Source organism: Croceitalea sp. MTPC6 (assembly GCF_036985525.1).
Taxonomy (GTDB): domain Bacteria; phylum Bacteroidota; class Bacteroidia; order Flavobacteriales; family Flavobacteriaceae; genus Croceitalea.
This window is the reverse complement of record NZ_BTGR01000004.1, coordinates 253902-271950: the sequence shown is the minus strand read 5'-3', so window position 1 is coordinate 271950 and position 18049 is coordinate 253902. Positions and strand designations below refer to the sequence as shown.

Annotated in this window: 16 protein-coding genes; 4 read left to right on the top strand and 12 right to left on the bottom strand. The window is 35.5% G+C overall.

Going from position 1 to position 18049, the window contains the following annotated elements:
* The first annotated feature begins 21 nt into the window (after window positions 1–21).
* Window positions 22–567, top strand: coding sequence for a cupin domain-containing protein (locus tag AACP56_RS10235; RefSeq protein ID WP_339337266.1), 546 nt, complete (start codon window positions 22–24; stop codon window positions 565–567).
* Window positions 568–591: 24 nt separating this feature from the next.
* A complete protein-coding gene (locus AACP56_RS10230; protein ID WP_339337267.1) occupies window positions 592–1104 on the top strand; it encodes a hypothetical protein in 513 nt (170 codons plus the stop codon).
* Between the two features lie 275 nt (window positions 1105–1379).
* On the opposite strand, the gene AACP56_RS10225 is transcribed toward AACP56_RS10230, so the two are convergent.
* From AACP56_RS10225 to AACP56_RS10210, 4 genes are all read right to left on the bottom strand, one after another.
* Window positions 1380–2237 carry a TolB family protein gene (locus AACP56_RS10225; protein WP_339337268.1) on the bottom strand — a complete coding sequence of 286 codons (858 nt, stop codon included), beginning with the start codon at window positions 2235–2237 and terminating at the stop codon, window positions 1380–1382.
* Window positions 2238–2466: 229 nt separating this feature from the next.
* Complete coding sequence (locus AACP56_RS10220) at window positions 2467–4128, bottom strand: serine hydrolase domain-containing protein (RefSeq protein WP_339337269.1); 1662 nt, start codon at window positions 4126–4128, stop codon at window positions 2467–2469.
* A 95-nt stretch (window positions 4129–4223) separates the two neighbouring features.
* Window positions 4224–5522 (bottom strand): serine hydrolase domain-containing protein, encoded by a 1299-nt coding sequence (locus AACP56_RS10215; protein WP_339337270.1) that lies wholly within the window; start codon window positions 5520–5522, stop codon window positions 4224–4226.
* A 19-nt stretch (window positions 5523–5541) separates the two neighbouring features.
* A complete protein-coding gene (locus AACP56_RS10210; RefSeq protein ID WP_339337271.1) occupies window positions 5542–6336 on the bottom strand; it encodes a DUF2797 domain-containing protein in 795 nt (264 codons plus the stop codon).
* Window positions 6337–6424: 88 nt separating this feature from the next.
* Here AACP56_RS10210 and AACP56_RS10205 point away from each other — a divergent pair, with 88 nt between their 5' ends.
* Entirely contained in the window at window positions 6425–7942 is a 1518-nt protein-coding gene (locus tag AACP56_RS10205; protein WP_339337272.1) for a GH3 auxin-responsive promoter family protein, read from the top strand.
* A gap of 184 nt (window positions 7943–8126) precedes the next feature.
* The gene (locus AACP56_RS10200) at window positions 8127–8666 is read left to right on the top strand and encodes a hypothetical protein (protein WP_339337273.1); all 540 of its coding nucleotides are present in this window, start codon (window positions 8127–8129) and stop codon (window positions 8664–8666) included.
* A gap of 72 nt (window positions 8667–8738) precedes the next feature.
* Here the strand turns inward: AACP56_RS10200 and clpX are convergent, their stop codons facing one another.
* The 8 genes from clpX to AACP56_RS10160 form a co-directional block, all read right to left on the bottom strand.
* Window positions 8739–9974 (bottom strand): ATP-dependent Clp protease ATP-binding subunit ClpX, encoded by a 1236-nt coding sequence (gene clpX, locus AACP56_RS10195; protein WP_339337274.1) that lies wholly within the window; start codon window positions 9972–9974, stop codon window positions 8739–8741.
* A 78-nt stretch (window positions 9975–10052) separates the two neighbouring features.
* A complete protein-coding gene (clpP, locus tag AACP56_RS10190; protein WP_339337275.1) occupies window positions 10053–10733 on the bottom strand; it encodes an ATP-dependent Clp endopeptidase proteolytic subunit ClpP in 681 nt (226 codons plus the stop codon).
* Window positions 10734–10818: 85 nt separating this feature from the next.
* Window positions 10819–12141 (bottom strand): trigger factor, encoded by a 1323-nt coding sequence (gene tig / locus AACP56_RS10185; RefSeq protein WP_339337276.1) that lies wholly within the window; start codon window positions 12139–12141, stop codon window positions 10819–10821.
* Between the two features lie 97 nt (window positions 12142–12238).
* The gene (locus AACP56_RS10180; protein ID WP_339337277.1) at window positions 12239–12589 is read right to left on the bottom strand and encodes a phage holin family protein; all 351 of its coding nucleotides are present in this window, start codon (window positions 12587–12589) and stop codon (window positions 12239–12241) included.
* A gap of 61 nt (window positions 12590–12650) precedes the next feature.
* On the bottom strand, window positions 12651–14699 hold the full coding sequence (locus AACP56_RS10175; protein ID WP_339337278.1) for an FN3 associated domain-containing protein: 2049 nt from the start codon (window positions 14697–14699) through the stop codon (window positions 12651–12653).
* A 13-nt stretch (window positions 14700–14712) separates the two neighbouring features.
* Window positions 14713–15522 carry a chitobiase/beta-hexosaminidase C-terminal domain-containing protein gene (locus AACP56_RS10170; RefSeq protein ID WP_339337279.1) on the bottom strand — a complete coding sequence of 270 codons (810 nt, stop codon included), beginning with the start codon at window positions 15520–15522 and terminating at the stop codon, window positions 14713–14715.
* On the bottom strand, window positions 15522–16556 hold the full coding sequence (locus AACP56_RS10165) for a 6-bladed beta-propeller (RefSeq protein WP_339337280.1): 1035 nt from the start codon (window positions 16554–16556) through the stop codon (window positions 15522–15524). Before AACP56_RS10165 ends, AACP56_RS10170 begins: the two co-directional genes overlap by 1 nt.
* A complete protein-coding gene (locus AACP56_RS10160) occupies window positions 16556–18049 on the bottom strand; it encodes a DUF1501 domain-containing protein (protein ID WP_339337281.1) in 1494 nt (497 codons plus the stop codon). Before AACP56_RS10160 ends, AACP56_RS10165 begins: the two co-directional genes overlap by 1 nt.

The window sequence follows — 18049 nt, the reverse complement described above, 5'->3', positions numbered from 1 at the left end:
AGTAATCTAAAATAAAATACCATGGACAGAAAACGATTTTTAACTCAATTGGGAGGAACAAGTTTGGTGGCCTTGTTCCCTTTAAGTTCTGCAAAAGCATTTTTTAAAAGCAACCCACTATCAAAGTTTTGGTCAAAAGCAAAGATTGTTCGCAAAGAAGAGGGCACGCAACTGCGAGTTTTTGGCAATCCACAATGGCATAAAGTAGTTGGTGCAGATACAGAAAATCAAGTGTTTGAATGGGTAGATGATTTAGCACCAGGTTCTGGAATACCACTCCACATACATACAAAGGAAGATGAGGTTTTTAGGGTTTTGGAAGGTGAAGTGGAAATTATGGTAGGTGAAAACACAACTATTTTAAAGAAGGGAGACATGGCTTTTGCACCTAAAAACTTGATGCATTCTTGGAAAGTTGTAGGCAAACAAAAAGCTAAAATGTGGGTAAGTGCTTTCCCTTCGGGAATGGAGCATATGTTTCATGAATTACATGCTATGCCTCAAGGCCCACCTGATTTAAAGAAGGTAGCGGATATATGTAAAACTTATGGAATTCAATTTGTGTAATAATTAATTTAAAATATGTGAATCATGAAAAAAGGAAAACAACTTTTAAAGAATTTAGTTTGGGTTATCCCATTTATGATGTTAGGTGTTAGCTGCAGCGATGATGAAAATGATGACATGGCATTAACACCATTGGAAATTGAAATAAATCAATTAAAGGCAGCTACTGCAAAGTACGCTGATATTGAGGTGGCGACCAATGAAGGTTTTTTTGATGTTTCTGGATTTGTTCCCAATATGGGACACCATTATTTACTACCACCACGTGTAGACCAAACTTTTGTGTTGGAGGAGCCAGAGATAATATTATATGCGCCCGATGAAAATGGGGTTATGCAGTTTGTTGCTGTGGAATATGTAGCGCCTATTGAAGATTTGGATAACCCTGGAACTCCCCCTGAAGGCTTTACTGGAGAAGAGGATGAATGGGAAATCAACCCAAATCTAAGCCAATGGCAATTGCATGTGTGGATTGTTAAGGAAAATCCTGACGGAATTTTTTCTCCAACAAATTCTACTGTTGGAAATGGTAGTTAATTTGAATTAGTATTAAATAGTGTTTTAAAAACGTTCAAGATTCCCTTGGGCGTTTTTTTAGTATAAAGAAGAAAAAGGATAAGGTAAATTGACTCGAACGGAATTGTGTATGGTCTGTTTTTGGTTGAATCGAGGCTTTCTGAGCGAGACAGTTTTGCTTTTGCAGAATAGCGAAGCAAGCCGAATCCAGTTTCAATTTAAGTAAATTATTGTTGGTTCATTGGTCAAGCAGCGAATGTTTCAGCAAAATAAACTGTACACGGTGTGGTAGCACGTTATTTGTTTTTTAGGATTCTTGGGTCTCCATCAAATTCTTTATTATTCGTTAATCGGGTTTGATTTTCAGTATCAAAATCATAAACATAAATTTCCCAATTGTCATCTTTATTAGTCCCGAAGTACATTTTCCTTCCATCACTTGAAAAACGTGCAATGAGTTCCATTCCTGGGTTTTTCGATAAATTCTTAATATCTCCACTTTCTAAATCTTTAAAAACAATATCTTGGTTTCCTTTCTCAAAATAGTCAGAACTATAAACTAATAATTTTCTGTTTGGCGAAAGCTCGCCTCTTTCATTATTTGAATTGGAATCGGTTAACTGAAGTGTTTTCTTTGAATCAACTTCATATTCGAAAAGTTGATTTGTTCCTAAATGATTACTTGTAAATATTAGACTTTTTCCATCGTGACTCCAGCTTGGATAATTTGCTGCTCCTTCTATATTATCTGTAATATTAATAGTTTGATTTGTTGAAGAGTTGAATATGAAAATATCATTTTTACAAGTATATAATTCTAATTTGTCTGAATAGAGAACATTTTTGTCATCTAATATGCAGTTTTCAGGATGTTTAAGTTTAGTTTCTTTTTTCGTTTTTAAGTTCAGCTTTACTCTAAAAATAGAATCTTCAGTTTGTCTTAAAAAACTAATCTCATCTTTGTTAATCCAAGTTGGTCCCCATTCTTCGAAATCAGTTTGAGTTAGTGCTTTTTTATTTTCTCCATCAGCATCCATAATAAAAACATCCGAATTTCCATTTCGACTTGATGAGAAAAGAAGATGCTCCTTTTTTTGAGAACAACTTGAAATAAGTAGAATTGAGAATGATAAAATGGTGTATTGTTTAATCATTGTGTAATGTTTCTAGTAATGTGTTACAACGGACTTGTGTATGAAACGTAGCGTGCAAGAAGACACTAATTTTTCGGGTCAACACAGAGCCGAATTTTTATATTTTGTTTTTAATTTTTCTATTCTAAAAGCCAAATTAGAAATTTGGCGGTCTTAATAAATAGGCAACAATCTTTCGATTTTCCACTTATCAGCTATGTTTTATACACCGTGTTGGCTTGAGTATATTTTATTTCTGTTTCTCAAATAAAACATTTCTTGCTCTTCCATTTGAAATTCTAATTCCAGTAATTACATTTTCAGCATCGCGAACCACATTTATTAATGCAAAACTTGGAATCTCCAAGACGTCTATACTTAGAAGTTTCATTGGGAAATCACCGTGTCTCCCGTGATGACCAATCAATTGATCTTCTTTAAGATTAATATCTAAAGTGCTTTCAAGTTCAGGACTATAGAATCTGCCTAGATAGTCACTTAAAGAGATACTTGATAAATCTTTTTCTACAAATCTTTTGGCATCAGTTTTTCTACCATTTTGATTTAGGCTAAGGAGTTGTGTTTCATTATCCTTTAACTCAGAAAACGTAAACTGAATGTTAGCTTCTTTTGGAATTTGATATGTGTTATCTTTAGTATTATAAATATTATATTCAGAATTATTCCATTCTTGTAAAACATGTAAAGAGTCATTTTCTATTGTAATATTCGCAATAACTCCCGATTGGATTTCATATTTTCCGGTTAGCTGTTCTAGTGGAAAGCTAATTACACTTTTTGAGATTTCTGGCTTAGCCATTTCAGGAGTTGCTTTCGATTTGTCTTTTAGTAATATGTTGGCAATATTACGTTCAATACCTCCAGAGTTGGAGGACGAAAAATTAGTCAATATGGCAATACTAAGCTGTTCCTCAGGATAAGAGCTCGCAAAAGCTCTAAAGCCACCTATTGCACCTCCATGCTGGACTCTTTTATAACCTTTAACTTCATCAAGACTTACGCCAAAGGCATAGTTGTTTTCACTTCCATCATTAAGTTCATCGGTCGTTTTAAGTAATTCAAAAGCCGAACTCCACTCTGAGGATGGTGTACTAAAGTTACTTAACCAAGTCAATAAATCATTTGTTGTTGAATGTACATTTCCAGAGCCCACGTAACCCCAATATTCTACCGCTCTAAAAAAATCATCTTTTGCGCCATAATAGGAGGTGGCATTATTTGGAACTATACGATCATACCTGTCTTCTACATATGTATTTGACATTCCTAAAGCTTCAAAAACATTGGCTTTCATCCATTGAGGAAACTTTTCTTTGGTTACATTTTCAATAATATTAACCATCAGCATATAACCTGTATTACAATACAAATATTCATCACCAGGAATAAAATTTAGCTCTTTCTGGTTTAGCATAAATCTATACAAATCTTCATTAGTTCTAGAATCGTCGTCTCGCCATCCAGCTAATCCAAGCATTGCATGTAAACTGCGCATGCCACTTGTATGATGTAGCATATGGCGTATGGTAATGGTATGTCCAAAATCTGGCATTTCTGGTAAATGTTTACGAATATCATCATCTATTGATAATAACCCTTTTTCTTGCAGTAATACAATTCCCATAGCAGTAAACTGCTTTGAAACTGAACCTACATTAAATATAGTTTCCGTTGTGTTTGGTACTTGATATTCTAAACTAGCCAAACCAAATGCTTTTGAGTAAATAACTTCCCCGTTTTGCATTATACCAACGGCACCTCCTGGATGATTAGTTTCTGTCCATTCATTAAATAGGCTATCAATTTTTTGAGATTTAACTTCACTCAATTGACCTTGTACAGAAACTAAACTAAAATAGGTTAGTAAAAAAAGTAGGTGTTTTAGTTTCATCTTATTCTGTTTTAGTTTTAATATTTGTAAATATTCAAGCCAACAATTGGCTAAACGTACCTTGGTACGTTTATTTCTATTTTGTAATTACTGTTTTATTTATTTAAAGCACCATAAACGATTTCTTCCAACTTGCCATCAATCTCTTGGTTGTAGGGAGACGATAATACTTGTCGCAATTGAATTACGATTAAGTTATTGGTTGGGTCTATCCAAAAAGTAGTGCTAAAAGCGCCGCCCCAGCTATAAGTTCCATCCGGTCTTGTGGGATGGGCATTGGCTACATCAAAACCAAAACCAAACCCAGCAGTACCCCAAGGATACGTAATGGTATCCAATTGGTTTTTATGCATAGCCTGTGCAGTCTCTGGTTTTAGTAGTTGAGCACCACCTAGTTTTCCATCATTTAGCATAGCTTGGCAAAACAAAAAATAATTTCTAGCAGTTCCCGTCATCCCACTTCCACCAGATAAATAGGTTTTTGCGCCTTCTGTAGGGTAGTTAGGAATATAAAAAGGACCCATATTCTCAGGTGCTTGCACAATGGCACCATCTTGCCCAGTTAAAAATACCTTGGTAAGTTTTTGGGTTAGCGAATCATTAAAATAGAAGTCAAGCTTTTCTACCCCAATAGGTTTGGTAATGTTTTCACGGATATAATCATCTAATTTCATCCCTGAGGCTACTTCTACCACGCGCCCCAAGACATCTGTGTTAAGCCCATACATCCATTTTGCGCCAGGTTCATGCATTAGTGGTAAATCTCCTAATTTATTCGCTGCCTCTTCTATGGTCATTGGCAAATGTGTGCTCAAATCGGGGATTCCATGTTTCGCTAAGATTGCCCCATTCACTTGTGGATTCATAAATCCGTAAGGAACACCAGCTGTTTGAGTCAATAGTTGCTTTACCGTTGGAGTACTAACAGTTGTAGTGCTAGTCCAGGTTGTATCCGCGGGATTAAAATCTGTAAGCATCTCCGTTTCCATAAAAGAAGGAATGTATTTCCCCACAGGGTCATCCAATTTTAATTTTCCGGCCTCAACTAATTGCATTGCGGCAACAGAAACAATTGGTTTGGTCATGGAAGCCATACGAAACAGATGGTCTTTGCGATAAGGTTCTGTTCTAGTGGAATCTGACCAACCCACTTCAGATTCATAAATAATTTTACCATTTTTAGCGATGAGTGTTACAGCTCCTGGATATTTTTTGGCTTCAACATACTCCATGACCATTTCGTCAATTTTTGCTAGGCTGTCAGCAGACATCCCAACTTCTTCAGGAGTTGTAAATTGGAATTTCTCTACTTTAACGATTTCTTTTTTCTCTGTTCTACAAGAAGTGAAAACAAGAATTGTAAGTAGTATTAGTAATGTGTTAAATGGCTTCATTTTTTGGTTGTTTAGTAAGTTAATTAATATCAATTCCAACATAATACCCTTCACTACCACGAACATTAAAAACGGTATTATCTTCAAAAATGAGGTACTGTCCTTTTATGCCTTTAAGTACTCCTTTATAATTTGGGGATTTATCCAAATTCAAGCTTTTTACTTTTTCAGGGTACTGTAACACCGGAAATTCTAAATTGGTTTCCGTGTTAGAGTTGATAAAATACTCAGCAGCTTCTTCAGGTATATGTTTTTTTAGCTTATCCCGCCATTCCACTAAATCCAAGTCTTCAATATCGTTTTGCAACATTTTGCGCCAATTGGTCTTATCACCCACATGGTCTTTTAAAGCTACTTCGGTGATTCCTGCCAAATAACGGTTGGGGACTTCAACAATTTCTATGGCCTCATGGGCACCTTGATCTATCCATCGAGTCGGCACCTGCGCTTTTCGGGTCACTCCCACTTTTACATTACTTGAGTTTGCCAAGTATACAATGTGTGGTTGTAATTGCATCTTTTTTTCATATTCCAAGTCTCGGTCTTCTTTTCCCAAATGTGCTGTACTTAATTCTGGTTTCATAATCCAATCTCCAGCGGCAGGGGTTTCATAAAAACAAGTTTTGCAAAAACCTTGTCGGTAAATAGGCTTGTCCTTTCCACAGTTCAAACATTGGAATTTTATTAATTCTATGTTCAGGGTTTTATCCAAAGCTTGATTAAAATTGATGAAATCATCTTCAAAGATTAAAAAGTACTGGATTGGATTTCCTATTTCGGTTCGCATTTTACGTAAAACACCTTCGTATAACATCAGTTTGGGTTAGATTAAAAGATTTTGAAAATAAAAGCTATTTTAGCTATAAGACCAAGCAAAATTTAAAAGACTAAATATACCTAAAATGCCAATACCTTTATTTAATTCTATTGCATCTTGGCTATTGAAAAAGCGTTATCACCAGATAGAACTTTTTCTTAAATATCCTGCGGATGTACAAGATGAGGTTAGGCAACAGCTGTTATCCTATTCCAGCGAAACAGTTTTAGGGAAAAAGTATGGTTTTGATTCCATTAAAACGTACAAAGAGTTTTCGGAACGAGTCCCAATAGTTAATTACGAACAATTTGCAGACCTCATAGAACGCACAAGAAAAGGGGAACAAAACCTATTTTGGCCAACCAATATCAAGTGGTTTGCAAAAAGCAGTGGTACCACCAATGCCAAAAGCAAGTTTATTCCTGTAAGTTCTGAAGCATTGGAGGATTGCCATTACAAATCGGGCAAGGATTTATTATGCTTGTATTTGAACAATAATGAGAATTCACAGCTTTTTAATGGTAAAAGCTTACGCCTTGGGGGTAGTAAAGAACTATATGAAGATAATGGAAGCTTTTTTGGCGACCTCTCTGCTATTCTAATTGACAATATGCCACTTTGGGCAGAATACAGTAGTACGCCAAGCAATAAGGTTTCGCTAATGAGCGAATGGGAGACCAAGTTAGAGGCTATTATTGAGGAAAGCATAAAAGAAAATGTAACCAGTTTGGCAGGAGTACCGTCTTGGATGTTGGTTTTATTAAATAATGTTCTTGAAAAAACAGGTAAGAACCACCTTTTTGAGATTTGGGAAAATCTTGAGGTGTATTTTCATGGGGGAGTAAGTTTTGCACCTTATCGCGAACAGTACAGAAAACTACTTCCTCGAAAAAAATTTAATTATTACGAGACGTACAATGCTTCAGAAGGTTTCTTTGGTATACAAGACCGTAATAATTCAGAGGATTTGTTATTGATGCTGGACTATGGGATTTTCTACGAATTTATTCCTATGGATTCTTACGGTAAAGAGACACAAACTACTATTCCAATTTGGGAAGTAAAAACTGGAGTGAATTACGCTATCGTAATTACTACCAATGGCGGGCTTTGGCGCTATAAAATTGGGGACACGGTTAGATTTACTTCAACAAATCCTTACCGTATCCGGATTACGGGAAGAACCAAGCACCATATTAATGCATTTGGTGAAGAATTGATTATCGAGAATGCCGAAGAGGCTTTGGAACGTGTCTGCAAAAAAACAAGCTCTGAGATAAAAGACTATACTGCTGCTCCCATATTTATGAAAGAAAATGAAAAAGGGGCCCATGAGTGGATAATTGAGTTTAGAAAAGCTCCTGAGGATATCTATTATTTTACCGAGTTTTTGGACAATGCCCTAAAATCCCTTAATTCCGATTACGAAGCAAAGCGTTATAATAACATTACCCTAAAAATGCCTAAGGTGCATATAGCGCGGGAAAATTTGTTTTATGACTGGCTTAAATCCAAAGATAAATTAGGTGGGCAACACAAAATTCCACGACTATCCAATGAACGTGGTTATGTTGATGAGTTACTGATAATCAACAAAAAATAACGAAAAAAATACCACTGATACATTTTTAGCCAAATCAACGAAAACGTTTTCGTAGGTTTGTGCCGTTCATCGAACAAAATTTTATGTTGAACTAATAAATATAGATTTCCATCGTTATTGGTTGAAGTTTGTTCTAAGATAATTCCCCAATCTTAAAACATAAACCAAACAAAAAATTAAAGTTATGGCTGAAAAACTACTAATTATTTCTGATATGTGGGGAGTCAAAAAGGGGTTATGGATTACCTCTTATTTTGGATATCTACAACAGTATTATGACATTACATTTTATGATTGCCAGCAACTGGCAAACATAGATGAGCTAATCAACACCAAAGAGAATTTGCATAAAGCTTTTGTGGAAGGTGGAATTGATACCGCTGTAGCCCACTTGCTTAAAAAAGAAACTGAAGCTAGCCATGTTTTGGCGTTTAGCACTGGTGGAACAATTGCATGGAAAGCTGCTTTAAAAGGCTTTCCAATGAAATCCCTTACAGCAATCTCAGCTACTAGAATCCGAATGGAAGAAGCTAGTCCTCAAGTAGAGATGAATCTTATTTTTGGGGAATGTGACAAATTTAAACCAGAGATGAAATGGGCTAAAGAAATAGGGGTGGATTTAAACGTTATTCCTAGTTTTGGCCACGAATTATATTCTGATGAAAAAATCATCAGCGAAGTTTGTATGGGACTTTTGCATAAAGTTACCCGAAAGGCAGTTTAAGAACTGAAAATCCAAAAAAATAAAAAAAGAGGCTTTCCAGCCTCTTTTTTATTTAAATGGTTTTGTAACTAACTATGAGACAGCTTTAAGTTTTTTTATGGTTTCATGGGAAAGCTTTTCCTCTGCATAAGCTTTTGTTACCTTAAATTCTTTTTCTTCACTACTAGGTAAACTAAACATCGCATCTGTAAAAACAGCTTCACATAGAGATCGTAATCCCCTTGCACCCAGTTTATATTCCACAGCCTTATCAACCAAATAATTTAACGCCTGCTCTGTGATGCTAAATTGAATCCCATCCATGGTAAACAATTTTTCATACTGTTTGATAATGGCATTCTTTGGCTCCGTAAGAATAGCTCTTAAGGTCTTTTTATCCAACGGATTCATATGGGTCAAAACAGGAAGACGACCAATAATTTCAGGAATCAATCCAAATTCTTTTAAATCCTTGGGAATAATATATTGTAAAATATTTTCATGGTCCAGGTTGTCATCGGCCTTAGAAGCACTATAACCTACAGCCTGCATATTTAAACGCTTGGTAATAATACGTTCTATACCATCAAAAGCACCGCCAGCAACAAACAGGATATTTTCAGTATTTACTTCTATAAATTTTTGATCAGGGTGTTTTCTTCCTCCTTTTGGTGGAACATTTACCATGGTGCCTTCTAAAAGTTTTAAGAGGCCTTGTTGTACACCTTCACCCGAAACATCCCGTGTAATGGATGGGTTATCGCTCTTACGGGCAATTTTATCTATCTCATCTATAAAAACGATTCCTCGTTCTGCTTTCTCTAAATTATAGTCTGCAGCTTGTAACAACCGCGTAAGAATACTTTCTACATCTTCACCAACATAACCAGCTTCGGTTAAAACAGTAGCATCAACAATGGCCAAAGGAACATTCAGCATTCTTGCAATAGTTTTTGCCATTAATGTTTTTCCCGTTCCAGTTTGACCAACCATGACGATATTACTTTTCTGTATTTCTATATCGTCTTCTTTACTTTTAGGTTGTAACAATCTTTTATAATGATTGTAAACGGCAACGGACATCACTTTTTTAGTGCGTTCTTGCCCAATTACAAATGTGTCCAAAAAGTCTTTGATTTCCATTGGTTTTTTTAGGACCAATTCTGAAGAGAGATCATTGTTTTTGGATTGCTTGGATTCTTCGGCAACAATACTGTAAGCCTGCTCAATACACCTGTCGCAGATATGGGCATCTAAACCAGCAATCAAAAGATTGGTTTCTGGTTTTTTTCTCCCGCAAAATGAGCATTCTAGGTTTTCCTTTGCCATAAATTGTATTAAAGTTGATAGTATACTAACGGTAAAAGGTTAATTATGGTTCTTTTTACCGCAAGCATTTGGTCGAAATTATGATTTTTCCCTTACCAAGATTTCATCGATCATACCATATTTCTTAGCTTCATCAGCTTTCATCCAATAGTCACGATCACTATCTTCATAAACTTTATCAAATTTTTGTCCGGAGTGGTTGGCAATGATATGATATAGTTCATCTTTTATTTTCAAAACTTCCTTTGCAGCGATTTCTATATCACTGGCTTGACCTTGTGCACCAGATAATGGCTGATGAATCATTACCCTCGAATGTGTTAAACCACTTCTTTTTCCAGACTCTCCAGCACACAACAATACGGCTGCCATTGATGCGGCAATACCTGTGCAAATAGTAGCCACATCTGGCTTAATAAACTGCATCGTATCGTAAATACCAAGACCGGCATAAACACTTCCGCCTGGCGAATTAATGTAAATTGAAATATCTTTGCTTGCATCTGTACTTTCCAAAAATAATAATTGTGCTTGAACAATGTTGGCCACTTGGTCATTAATCCCAGTTCCCATAAATATGATACGATCCATCATTAACCTAGAGAAAACATCAAAAACAGCAATGTTCATTTGACGTTCTTCAATAATGTTTGGAGTCATATTAGTGGGATACATACTACTTATAATCTGGTCGTAGTACATACTGTTTACACCTTGATGTTGTGTGGCGTATTTTTTAAATTCTTTTCCGTAATCCATAGAATTTTTTGTAGCTGATTTAAATAAAAAACGGTTCTGAAAACCCGAGTTTTCAGAACCGTAAAGATACATATTATTTAGAATGCTATTTGTAAGCCTCTTTTATAAAGTTATCGTAACTAACTTCTTTTACTTTAAAGTTTACCTTCTCTTTGTAAAGGTCCAATAATTTTTGGCTCATTAATTGCTCGGACATTCTTTTTACCTCTTCTTGATTGCCCATTACCCTTGTGGCTACATTTTCCAACTCTTCTTCAGTAGGATTTAAATGTCCGTATTGTGCCATTTGAGATTTAATGAAACCTTTTGCAAATTCTTTCAACTCGTCAAATTGAACCTGAAGGTTGTTTTCATTGATGATTCTACCTTCAATTAATTGATACCGAAGTCCTTTTTCTGACTTTTCATATTCCTCAGTAGCTTCATCTTCGGATAGTGGATTTTCGCCACTAACCTGAATCCATTTTTTAAGAAACTCGGATGGAAGCTTAAACTTTGTTTCTTCTATCAATCTTTCGGTTATATCGTTAAGTAATTTCTGGTCTGCCTGTTGTTCAAACTGTTTTTCAGAATCTGCTTTTATACGATCTTTTAACTCTTTTTCAGATTTGATAGTACCTTCCCCAAAAAGTTTGTCAAAAAGTTCTTGGTTCAACTCCGCTGATTCTCTTTCGTTTATTTCTTCTATAGTGAAAGAAACTTCAATGTTTAATTTATCAGCTTTGTCCTTTGCTAACCCTAAGGCAGATTGTAACAAGTAGTCTTCTTTGAATAAACCTTTGGTTTTTAGCGTAACTACATCACCAACTTTTTTCCCAACTAAAGCATCAATAGCCTTTTTGCTTTTGATTTTATCTAGCTCAATCGTAGTTTTGTTATCAACCTCTTCGGCTTCGTTTTTAAATACACCGGAAACCTCATCAGTTTTTCCAACTTCGGCTTTAGAAATTAGTTTTCCGTATTGTTTTTGAATACGCACTACCTGCTCGTCCACCATTTTCTTGTCCGCAACAATTTTATATTGCGTGATAGCTTTTTTAGTCTTAAGATTTACTTTGAAATCCGGGGCTAATCCCAACTCAAATTCAAAAGCAAATTCTTCATTGTCCCAATCAAAACTTTCTTGTTGTTTTGGTAATGGATTTCCTAAAACATCAAGCTTTTCTTCGGTGAGGTATTTGTTTAAATTGTCTTGTAACAATTTGTTTACTTCATCAACTAAAACGGCTTTTCCATATTGTTTTTTGATAAGCCCCATTGGAACCTGACCTTTTCTAAAACCTGGGATGTTTGCCTGCTTTCTGTAGTCTTTAAGTATGGTATCTACTTTTTCTTGATAGTCATCTTTTGTGATGGCTACTTTTACTACTGCATTTAAATCGTCTATCTGTTCTTTTGTAATATTCATCTATAGTAAACTATTTGCTTTTCTAAAATGGGTGGCAAAAATACTATATTTTGGATTGGCGGACAACTTTTTAAGTGGTTGAAAACCAAAGTATAACTTACTTTTTCTTATCCTCTTTTAAAATAGAAAACAAAATTGACTGCAATAAGGAAAGTAATAGACTAAAAATGATGGCCCATAACACTCCATTTACTGTAAAACCAGCAATAAAGTTGCTTGCCAATAAAATTATAATGGCATTTATAACCAATAAAAACAGTCCAAATGTAACTATGGTTACAGGTAGTGTTAATATGACCAAGATGGGTTTTACTATAAAGTTCAAAAGACTCAAAACAATTGCAACAATTATGGCAGTACCATAGGTGTCTACGCTCACATTAGGCAATACTTTAGAAAGTATTACCACAGCTAATGCACTCAGTAAAATTCGTAGGATTAATTTCATAATCAAGTGTTTCTGTAAAATTACAATTTATGATTTTAATCTTTGTAATAGTACGGGCTAACTAGTTGATTAAGATTTCATCTACAAAAAGCCAGCTTTTGCCTCCAGGGGATTGATGCCAAGAAGGATTCTTTAAAATACTTTCTACCTGAATACGAACATACTTTGTTGAAACTTTCGGCAACTCAATATCAAAGAAATCAATACTGCTGTTGGAAGACGGTTCTTGCTCTGGAAGTTTTACAGAATGCCAGCGTTTAAAATTTTGTCCATTATCTGAAATCCAAATTTTAAACCCTCTTGGGTGAAATATCCAATTAGTGGGATTGGATAGTGCTCCAACAGATATTGATGAGATTTCTTTTTTCTCTTTTAATTTAAAAGTAGCGTTAAAGTGAGAACCCTCGTAGCCTAACCATTTTCCATCTACAAACCGCTCACTCCCCCTTTCTAAATCAATTAGTGTTTCTACTCCTTTTCCTTGGTATTTCTCACTTGGCGGTTTGTTCAAGGCAACATCGTCATAGTCTATGGTGCTCCTTTTAAAATTGGTTGTCACAACCTCGCTTTTGCCCCAACCTTCTTTATAGCTTATAGCTTTTACTGTTGTTGTTTCTTTTAAAATAAATGGTTCTGAATACTTTGTAGAAGTAGTATCTGGTTCTGAATTGTCCGTAGTGTAAAAAATACTAGCATTTTCAAATGAAGTCACCATCTCCACTGAGAGTGAGTCTTTAATGAAATTTGATGCCATAATAAACAGGGGAGGCATTATAGCAGATGCTGAGAATATATCCTTGTTCACTTGATGTGCAACAAGAGTTGGATTGCTTTCTTTTAATTGGGCAATTCCTTCGTCTGTAATATCAGTTTGCCAGAGGTAAAGGTCTTTTAGATTAGGTAGTTTATTAAGTATGCTTATAGCTTCATTAGATACAGATGTGCCATAAAGGTTTAAAGATTCGAGTTTATCTAATTTTTGAATTTTGTCCAGTGTCTTATCTGTAATAGTCGTGTTCTGTAATTGTAGTTTGGTAAGGTTCTCAAAAATTGAAATTGAACTAGCTAATGAATCTTGAAAATTTGAATATCCTAAGTTGAGTTCTACAATATTATCCGAATATTTTTTAAACTTTTTAAAACTATCTTCTGATAAATCTTTTCTATTTGCAAGGTTGAGAACGTAAAGAGGACTTTCTTCTTCCAAAGGGTAGAGAGAAATACCAGCTTGTTTGACCGAATTTAGCCAATCTTCATCTGCAGGTCCTAAATCTTTTGCTAGTAAAGCCCTGATAGAAGTATCTTCTTCCAATTCATTCAAATAACCTTGAATTTTTTTATTCCTTTCTAAGTCTGAAGTAACACAATCAAAACAATTATCATTTTCTATCCACCAATGTAAAAGTGCAATTTCATTTGCTGTTAACTGTACTTTTCCTTTGGGAGGCATATGTTCTTCATCATCCAGAGGTAATTGGACTCTATGCAAAAGTAGCGGAGGTTCTTGAGCTTCAGTATCTAAGAGACTTCCAGATTCTCCTCCCAATAGTAACTCTTGTTGGGTAGTTAATAGTAGCTTTCCTTCGGTTTTTTTAGCATTGTGGCAACTTACACACTTGTTATCTAAAATGGGTTGTATAATATCATTGTAAACCAAAGCTTTGTTTACATCTTCAATTACAACTTTATTTGATGCAATATCTTTAGTTAAAAACCCTTCGCCATGTGTCATGTTACCGCCCCAGTGTCCTGCTATCGTCAGCATTATCATTACTGCCACAAACATAGGAAGGTATAGTTTTGATACAATTTTATTTTTGCCATCTTTAGCAAAAAACAATAGCACAGCTATGACGGTCATGCCAATACCCATCCATTTATGCCTAAAGAGTGCATCCTCATCATATGAACCACTATCTTCTAGAAATAGGCCGGTTATAATTGACCCTATGGCACTCAACACCCCAATAGCAATGGCAAATTTTATAATGTTACTGATATCTTCTTTAGGTCTAAAGCGTTGATATATTTCTAAAAGAAATGCAAAAATCAAGATACCTATTGGTAAGTGCACCAAAATGGGATGAAAATTGCCAATATTTATAGCCATATATGTCATTGATTTATTCTACTAATATTTCATCTATAAAAAAGAATGGAACTGTTCCTTTACCTTGATGCCATTCGGGAATATTCTCCATGGTTAATTGTAAGTCTATTTCTGAATAAACTCCTTTCTCCAAGGGGATTTCAATAAACTCTAATTGTGTTGGTTGTACGCTATCTGGACTTTTTAATTTCAAAACTCCAATATTTTTAGAATTAGAAGCAACCGCAATGGATTTTGGAGAGAAAATCCAAGAATTATGATCTTTTAAAGTGCTTAATACAATTTTAGAGATTGCCAGCTCCCTTTTAAAATTGAGTTGAATTGTTGTTGTAGGTGATAAAAAGCCCAACCAGAAAAATCCATTTCTAAATTGAGTGCTACCTTTTTTTAAGTCTGTTAAGGAATTGGTTCCATTCCCTGCATAGTTAGCGTGGGGCAGTGGCGATGTAATTACCTCAGCTTCTGAAATACTTTGCTTTATCTTAATGACCGCAATTGATACTTGTTCGCTTGCCTGGTAATCTGGATGAAATACCTTGAAATTGTATTTTCCAGATTTATTTATCAGCAATGGTTCTTCATAATTTTTTGAGCTTTCGCCAACATTACTGCCATCGTTTGTATAATGAATTTTTGCTCCATCAACTTCAAAATCTACTGCTATTCTTGCAGAATTTTTAAAAATGGTAGAGTCAATATTAACTCTTGGCGGTGCAAGTTCAAACACTTCATTTTTAGCATATTTTGGTTCGGTGCTTTGTTTACATGACCAAAAACTTAAGCTAAATACAAGCAGTACTATGAAATTGATTTTATATTTCATTAAACTCGGTACAATTTTATGGGATAGGTTTTCCCAGAATTCCATTGCGCAACATATAGATTTTCATCATCATCCACACAGACATCATGTGGGTGTTGAAATACTTTTAGGGTTTGATACATTGGACTTAATTGCTCTCCATCATACTTTGGTTTGCAACCCCCTGGGGCAGAAATAAGCTGGTTTTCTTCATTTAAAATACTAATAAACCCAGTTCCTTCAGAACCGTTTCCAGACCATATTGTAGCTAGGTAGACATTTTTATTATGAATTACTGGCCTGCAAATATAGGCTCCCGGTAAATCAGTGGTACTTAGATATTCCCCATCTAAACTGAAACGTTTTAACTTATTTTGTTGGCGTGCAGTAATAAGTAAAGTGGGTTTTGAGGCATCGCGGTCATCTATACAAATACCGTGTGCATTGTTAAATAGATGGTTTTCTTCGCCTCTGCCGCCAAATACATTCAATAATTCTCCCTTGGCATTATAGTGCATGATATATTGCTCACCGTAGCCATCAGCTACGTATACATCTCCATTTGTTGCAACTGCAGTCTCGGTCGGAATATAACTTTCTTTTTTATCATATTTTCCAGATTCTTTGGGATATGGGAAAACCTGAATAACTTTTCCATCTATCGTGGTTTTTATAACTTCATGACGATTGTTGTCGGCTATATATAGTACGTCTTCCCCGTTTTCAACGTTCAGCGTTAATCCATGCGCGCCAGGATAATCTGTGCCCCATACTTCTAGCAATTTACCTGAACGGTCATAAACAATAATGTTGTTTTTGGTATGATTGGTAAGTAAAATTATTCTTCCTTTAGAATCTTGAACCATTTCATGGCAATCGTTTACGGGGTAAAAGTTGGAGTTAAGGGCACCCCATTGTAAATCTATTTTATACCGATGCGAGTTGTGACCGATTATGGCATCCTTATACGATAAATAGTGACTTGCATTCAATAGTCCAGAAGTTAAACCAGCAGTTACTAAACTGCTATTTCTAATAAAATTTCTTCTTTTCATTAAGCAAGTAAATCATTCATGATATGCCCCTCAACATCGGTCAATCTAAATCTTCTACCTTGGTATTTGTAGGTAAGTTTTTCATGGTCAATTCCTAACAAATGAAGCATGGTCGCTTGAAAGTCATGTACGTGAACAGGGTCTTTAACGATGTTATATCCAAATTCATCTGTTTCACCATAAACCATTCCTGGTTTAATGCCTCCACCTGCCATCCACATGGTAAAACACCTGGGATGATGATCACGACCATAATTTGTATCGGTAAGCAATCCTTGCGAATAATTTGTTCTACCAAACTCCCCACCCCAAATAACAAGTGTGTCTTCTAATAGCCCCCGTTGTTTTAAATCGGCAACAAGCGCTGCCGAAGCTTGATCTACGTCTTTGGCTTGTTTTTCAATAGCATTGGGCAAGTTATCATGTTGGTCCCAACCCATGTGGTATAACTGTATAAAACGAACATCCTTTTCTGCTAATTTTCTAGCTAATAGACAATTGGCAGCATAAGTGCCAGGGATTTTTGCATCCGCACCATACATTTGATAGATGTAATCAGGCTCATCATCAGTATTCATAACATCTGGTACAGATGTTTGCATCTTATAGGCCATTTCGTACTGTGCTATTCTACTCTGAATTTCTGGATCGCCAAATTCATCATACTGCTTATCGTTTAACTCAGCTATTTTGTCAAGAATATCACGCTTACTTTCTTTAGTGATTCCTTTGGGGTCGTTTAAATATAAAACAGGGTCTTTTGCGGCTCTAAACTGAACACCTTGATGTAGTGAATGTAAAAACCCGTTACCCCATAACCTAGTATATAAAGGCTGACCATTAGGTCGCCCAGAACCTCTTGATAAGAGTACTGTAAATGCAGGGAGATTTTTATTTTCACTACCTAGCCCGTAGCTTAACCAAGAACCCATGCTAGGTCTTCCCGGCTGTTGCGAGCCCGTCTGGAAAAATGTAACTGCAGGGTCATGATTTATAGCTTCCGTAAACATTGATTTTACTATACAAAGCTCATCAACCATTTTAGCGGTATAGGGTAATAAATCACTTACCCAAGTTCCATTTTTACCATATTGTTTAAAATCAAAAACTGATCCTGCCAAAGGAAAACTATCCTGTCCCGAAGTCATTCCCGTTAAGCGTTGACCATTTCTGATAGACTCAGGAAGCTCTTCGCCTCTTCTTTTGACTAATGTTGGTTTATAATCGAACAGCTCCAATTGTGAAGGACCTCCACTTTGAAATAAATAAATTACTCTTTTTGCTTTTGCGGCATGGTGCAATACATCTAAGGTTCCCTGATTGCTACCAAAGCTAGACTCTTTAGTAAGTATGCCATTTTCGTCCTTTCTAAAAAAGGAACAGCCCATTAATGTACTTAATGCTGCGCCACCAACACCGAGTGCAGATTTTCCTAAAAAAGACCTTCTATTCAGTAATAGTGAACGTTCATGTATGATTTTCTTCTCACTCAT